We start from the raw sequence: 5612 nt of genomic DNA on the forward strand, positions 1-5612 counted from the left end.
TGCTCCGTGACAAGCAGCCCTACCAGCAACCCAGCACCAAAAACCCCGAAAACCTCGCCGTTACCGGTTGACAAAGACCATAGAGACACCCCCCCGGGCCCCGGCCTGACGCACGAGCCCAAGTCGGACGGCAGGACGATGCATCGTGTTCCGCGAGACCGGAGGGGTGTACCTGCAGACAATGCTGCCGTCTGGGAAGGGCGCAATCGGTAGAAGACGCCAGGCGCGGCCAGGTCTCGGACGATGATCAGGACATGTGGGCGAAGATCGACGTGCCGTGCGTCGGGGGTCCAGTGGATCGCCGCTCCCTCCTCGTGCCGGTCGACGAGGACGGCGCGCCCCCCCACAGCGATCGATCAGAGCTGGTTATGGATCGAGTACGGCGGCGAGTTGCTCGACGCGGACATGAACGGCGTGTACGAGTTGGAGTCGATCGCCGGTGGTGGCCCGCCGTGGGTGTACGTTTGGACCGGCACCCTCCCGGGTCGGCAGTCGTTCCGTCAGTAGCGGTAGCACGAGTGTGGGCGCAGCGCTCCGGGAGCGATCTCGTGGCGGTATGCCCGCACGTAAGGTCCGTCACTCGGCCGATCGCGGGCCGCGACGAAGGCAGAACGTTCGCCCGAGTTTTGGATCGCTGGGCTGATCGGGCCGCACCGGTCAGCTGAGCCAGTCGCCCTCGGCCGACGGGCGATCACCGGTGAAGGGGCCCGTTGCGCTGCCTTACTGGCTGGCTCGACCGGCTGCTCGACCGGTTGCCGGTGGTCGTATTCACCCGTACAGTTACGGAATTGCTGGTCAGGGCGGCTCCCCCGTGGCCATCCTGACCAGCTCGTAGCCGCAAGGTGTCGGGCTGGATCAGCCCACCCGCAAGGGGTTGAAATCCCACCCAGCGCTGTCGTCACCTGGCCGAGGGACGCCCTCGGCTGGCGCTGCCAAGCCCATGTCCAGGGCAGCGACCCCAGGCTTTCTGGCTACGGCTCGTAGAGGATGCGGACACGCAACTGAGCTTGTTCGGCGTCGGTGATCGGCCCCTGCCTGGCGATCGAGCGCCACACCGATGGTGCCCTGCATCGGTACGGCAGCGACTTGTTGTTGCAGCAAGCCGACCTGGCCACAGCCGTTGGATCCGTAGCTCCTGATGCCGACCCACGGCAAGATCGCTACTCTGCCGGTGTGAGCACCGCACCAGCGACGTTTGCCCGGGTGAGCGGCCAGACCGCCGTCATCACGGGAGCCGGCAGCGAAACCGGGATCGGCTTCGCCTCGGCCCGGCTGCTCGGCAGGCTTGGCGCATACATCATTGTCGCCGCGACAACGCAGCGCATTGAACAGCGCGTGGCCGAGTTGCGCGCCGAAGGAATCGACGCGTCCGGCCTGGTGGCCGACCTGACCCATCCGGAGCAGGTGAATCGCCTGGCCCAGGCGGCCCTGCACGTGCGCGGCCGGGTCGACATCCTGGTCAACAACGCCGGCATGACGTCGGTGTCCGATGCGGCCGAGTCGGCACCGCTGCTCGAAACCAGCGACAAGGTCTGGCACGATGCGCTCGACCGCAACCTGACCAGCACGTTCCGGCTGACCCGTGCACTGCTTCCTGGCATGGTGGAGCGCCGGTACGGCAGAGTGGTCAACGTCGCCTCGGTGTCCGGGCCCGTGGTCGCTTACCCCGGCGACGCCGCGTACCACGCCGCGAAGGCCGGCATGGTGGGGCTGACCCGGGCGCTGGCGGTGGAGGTCGGCCGGTACGGCGTCACCGTCAACGCGGTCGCGCCGGGCTGGATCGCGACCGGCTCGGCGACGGGCCGGGAATTGGCCATGGGGCGGGCTACGCCGGTTGGCCGACCCGGTACCCCGGACGAGGTGGCAGCGGCCGTAGTGTTCCTCGCCACGCCCGAGGCATCGTACGTCAGCGGCCAGACGCTGATCGTGGACGGCGCAAACTCGGTACAGGAGGAGAAGGGTCCTTAACGTCGCGGCCCGGTACGGAGGGTGAGCAGCATCAGCAACGCTTCACGACACTCAGCAAACTGCAGCCCAGGGGGCATGGCGGTGCGGCCGGCGACCAACGCGGCCAAGACCGCCGCCACGCCGGGCTTGACAAGCCCGCGCGACTTGGCGTAAGCGTTGGCAGTCAGGGCGAAGGCCAGACGCCCCGTCGACAGCTTTAGCCGCTTGAACTCGTCCTGCGGCGTCTCGTCGAACCACAGCTTCTGTAGCTCAGCGATGATCGCCCGGTTCTCGGCGACGTTAGCTGCGACGGCTTCTCCGGCATCATCGAACGGCCAGCACGGGGTCGGACCGGTGCGCGCGCCATAGCCAGTCCACGACCATCTCAGCCGAGATCGCGGCGGGTTCATCGGAGAGAGCGTGGCCAAGCATCCACCGCCCCCGGCTGACCTCGACAAACGCACTACAGCCGACAAGCGTCTCCCGAACCGTTGGCACCAGGCGAGACAGAGGCGTCGGCTCGTCGAGGTGGTTCGCGATGTCCCGCGCAAGCAGCCCGCCCTCCGGGGCGCGTGCCAGTACGGACGCGACCTGCTCGTTCAAAGTCAACATACTGGCGGGCTCCACGATATGGTCCTCCCAGATCGGCTCGCCGCCGGTCCGGCGCGTGTGCATGGTCATCAAGGGAGGCGCCGCCAACCTCGCCAAGTCGATGACCTTCCCGAAAAGCTGCCGCAGGCGCCCGGCCAGTCGACCGTCGTGATGCCACGGGTAGACCAGGAATCCGCTGGCGGCCACCAGGCCAAACTGCGCCCACACCGGCAGCCGCATAAAGTTGCGTCCAGTCGCCGACAAGGTCATAGCACCGATCACAGTGGGGACGGCCACCACACGCTCTACGTAGCTGATCTCACCTTCATTCGCGGCAGCCAAAAGCAGCGGCAACCGGTCCCGATCACCGAAGCCATTGGCGACCAGATCTGGGTCCTCAGTCAAGGCCCAACACTGACCGATCACAGCAGCGAGCTGCGCAAATGGCGTATCGGTGCTGTGACGCACATCGACCGCGCGCACCCGTTCGTCCTGGCGCGCCCACTCCCGTGGCACATCCACCACTCGAACGTACGGAGCGTAGAGAATCTCCCACCGTTCGAGGGCCATCAGCGGATCCACAGGGCGCCGACGAGACTGCGCCTCCTCAGGGATGTGGCGCACCAACTCGTCAAGCACGTGGCGGGGGATGTAGAGGCGCACCACCCCCTGGTGGAGGGCCGCCAACAAGCTTGTCAGGTTTTGCCGACGGGTGCCTTCGATGATCTCGTTCACGAGCGCGCTGCAGTCGCCCACGAAGACGCGAGAGCGGTTCAACGGAGCGATCGAATAGGGCACCTGCGCACTGTAGATCCAACATACGACATTACGCACCGAGAAATCGTTGCCACCTGCTGGGCAGACCCCGCGACGTAGCACGGGCGTTGCCCCTGATCTTGGACACTTGAAACTGGGATCGTGATGGTCCTGGTGGACAGGAGTCCTGGAACACGATGGTGAACAAGCACTACCCGGCGCAGTTCAAGGCCGACGCGGTGGCGTTATACCGGTCTCGGCCGGGTACGACCATCGCGCAGGTCGCCGATGACCTGGGCGTCAACCGGGAGACGTTGCGCAGCTGGGTCCGCGCCGACGATCAACGACGAGGCGCGACTGTCGACCGGCAGCTGGGGCGGTCAGGCCGCAGGCAGCAGGCTCGGTCGGGGAAGAGAACGCCGAGCTGCGTCGGCGGATCCGCGAGCTGGAGGAGGAACGCGACATTCTGCGTAAGGCGGCCCGGTATTTCGCCGGGGAGACGCGCTGGTGAACCGCTTCCAGTTCGTCGTCGACCACCAGCAGCGCTACGGCGTGAAGCGGTTGTGCCAGGCCGTCGGGGTCGCTCGCTCGAGCTTCTACTACTGGAAGTCCACCACCGACGCGCGAGCGGCTCAGGAAGCCGCGGACGTCGCCCTCGCAGGGCGGATCCGCGCGGTGCACGCCGCGTTCGACGGCACGTACGGGGCACCTCGGATCACCGCCGAGCTCCGCGATGCCGGGCAGCGGGTCAACCGCAAGCGGGTCGCGCGGGTGATGCGCCGCATCGGCGTGCAAGGACTGCGGCTACGCCGCCGCACACGGACCACCGTGCCGGAATCCGGCCGCAGCGAAGGCACCGGACCTGATCGGCCGGGACTTCACCGCCCCGCAGCCGAATCAGCGCTACATCGGCGACATCACGTATCTGCCGGTCGGTGAGCGCGGCTTCCACTACCTGGCCACGGTGATCGATCTCCACTCGCGGCGCCTCGTTGGCTGGGCGACCGCCGATCACATGCGCACCGACCTGGTCATCGACGCCCTCAATGCCGCCCTGCGCACCCTCGGCAGCCTCAACGGGGCGATCATGCATACCGATCACGGAATCCGCCCCAGCTCGTGGAGTCGCACGAGCGCGCTGTAGCAAGCACTCGGTGTCCCAACAGCCGTGCCCATGGTGGGTTCCTGCCAGGGCCTGTACAGATCGTTTCGGCTGCGGGAAGTCGGAGCGCCACCCAGCTGGCTGAGCTGTATTGCCGACGCGAACGTCAAGGGGCCGGAGCCTTTCCGACACACGCGTCCGTCGCAAGCCCCGACTAGGATCAAGCGGCTGGAACATCCGGTACCCGAGAACCAGTAGACCGATTTGTCCGTCTTGCGGAGGTCTTGTGAGTAGTTTGCGCGATCAGCTCCGTAACCGTCTGATCTTTTTGGCGGGTCACTTCGCTCGGCCGATTCGGGTGGAGGATTACGAAGAGATCGCTGACGGTGTGTACCTGCTGAGAGTACGTCACAGCAGTGGCGCACCGGACGAGACGCAGGTGACCGCCGAGGACCTCTCCGCTGCGCTGGCTGCGGCAACCTTGGCTGACGGTGCCCTGGTGTCGCCGAACGACCTGTTCCTCTGGGTGGAGGCGCAGCGGATCCGCCTCGCCTACGCCCATGATCCGCTGTTCGCGGTATCGCTTAGCGGGGTGCGCGGCTTACCACATCAGATTGAGGCCGTCTACCGTCACATGCTTCCGCAGCCTCGGCTACGCTTCGTGCTCGCGGACGATCCTGGCGCCGGAAAGACGATCATGTCTGGTCTGCTGCTCAAGGAGCTTCGCCTGCGCGCGGCGGTGGAGCGATGCCTCATTCTTTGTCCTGCGCCGCTGACCACGCAATGGCAGGACGAGATGCTCGACAAGTTCGACGAGCAGTTCGAGATTGTCAACAGCGAGCGGACTCACCATCAGCTTGGCCGCAACCCCTGGGAGCGTTACGGCCTGGTCATCGCGAGCATGGACTTCGCGAAGCAGGACAGCGTACGTGGCGACCTGCTGCGCGCCGAATGGGACTTCGTAATCGTCGATGAGGCGCACAAAGCGTCCGCTTTCACTAAGGGCGGCAAGGACGAGTCGATCGTCAAAACCAAGCGCTACACGCTGGTCGAAGGGGTAGCGCAGCGTTCGGAGCGGTTGCTGCTGCTCACCGCGACGCCGCACTCAGGTAACGAAGACCGGGCGGATTCAAGTGATCATGGCGACACTGCGTTCCTTACCAAATCGCTGAACACTTCGATCGGTTTGAGCCAGTTCAACGTTTCACGCGGTCTG

General features: G+C 66.0%; 6 protein-coding genes and 1 pseudogene. 5 read left to right on the forward strand and 2 right to left on the reverse strand.

Translation table 11 applies throughout. The features are described 5' to 3' along the window. The first annotated feature begins 1203 nt into the window (after positions 1-1203). Positions 1204-1968, forward strand: a complete 765-nt coding sequence (locus tag ABZ807_RS32950) for an SDR family NAD(P)-dependent oxidoreductase (RefSeq protein ID WP_357166964.1) — start codon at positions 1204-1206, stop codon at positions 1966-1968. Here the strand turns inward: ABZ807_RS32950 and ABZ807_RS32955 are convergent. Together ABZ807_RS32955 and ABZ807_RS32960 are read right to left on the reverse strand one after the other, a co-directional pair. Further along, positions 1965-2357: a hypothetical protein gene (locus ABZ807_RS32955; RefSeq protein WP_357166967.1), complete on the reverse strand. Its 393-nt coding sequence runs from the start codon at positions 2355-2357 to the stop codon at positions 1965-1967. The genes ABZ807_RS32950 and ABZ807_RS32955 overlap by 4 nt on opposite strands. Continuing rightward, positions 2272-3336 (reverse strand): hypothetical protein, encoded by a 1065-nt coding sequence (locus tag ABZ807_RS32960; RefSeq protein WP_357166970.1) that lies wholly within the window; start codon positions 3334-3336, stop codon positions 2272-2274. Before ABZ807_RS32960 ends, ABZ807_RS32955 begins: the two co-directional genes overlap by 86 nt. Before the next feature lie 155 nt (positions 3337-3491). On the opposite strand from ABZ807_RS32960, the pseudogene ABZ807_RS32965 reads away from it, so the two are divergent. The 4 genes and pseudogenes from ABZ807_RS32965 to ABZ807_RS32980 form a co-directional block, all read left to right on the forward strand. Then, positions 3492-3653 (forward strand): annotated as a pseudogene (locus ABZ807_RS32965) (transposase); the annotation flags it as partial. Positions 3654-3801: 148 nt separating this feature from the next. Beyond that, positions 3802-4233: an IS3 family transposase gene (locus tag ABZ807_RS32970; protein ID WP_357166973.1), complete on the forward strand. Its 432-nt coding sequence runs from the start codon at positions 3802-3804 to the stop codon at positions 4231-4233. Continuing rightward, positions 4220-4438: a DDE-type integrase/transposase/recombinase gene (locus tag ABZ807_RS32975; RefSeq protein ID WP_357166979.1), complete on the forward strand. Its 219-nt coding sequence runs from the start codon at positions 4220-4222 to the stop codon at positions 4436-4438. The genes ABZ807_RS32970 and ABZ807_RS32975 overlap by 14 nt, the downstream gene beginning before the upstream one ends. A 244-nt stretch (positions 4439-4682) precedes the next feature. After that, on the forward strand, positions 4683-5612 hold a 930-nt coding region (locus ABZ807_RS32980; protein WP_357166976.1), incomplete at its 3' end, for a DEAD/DEAH box helicase.

Source organism: Micromonospora sp. NPDC047548, assembly GCF_040642975.1.
In the GTDB taxonomy this organism is placed as follows: domain Bacteria; phylum Actinomycetota; class Actinomycetes; order Mycobacteriales; family Micromonosporaceae; genus Micromonospora.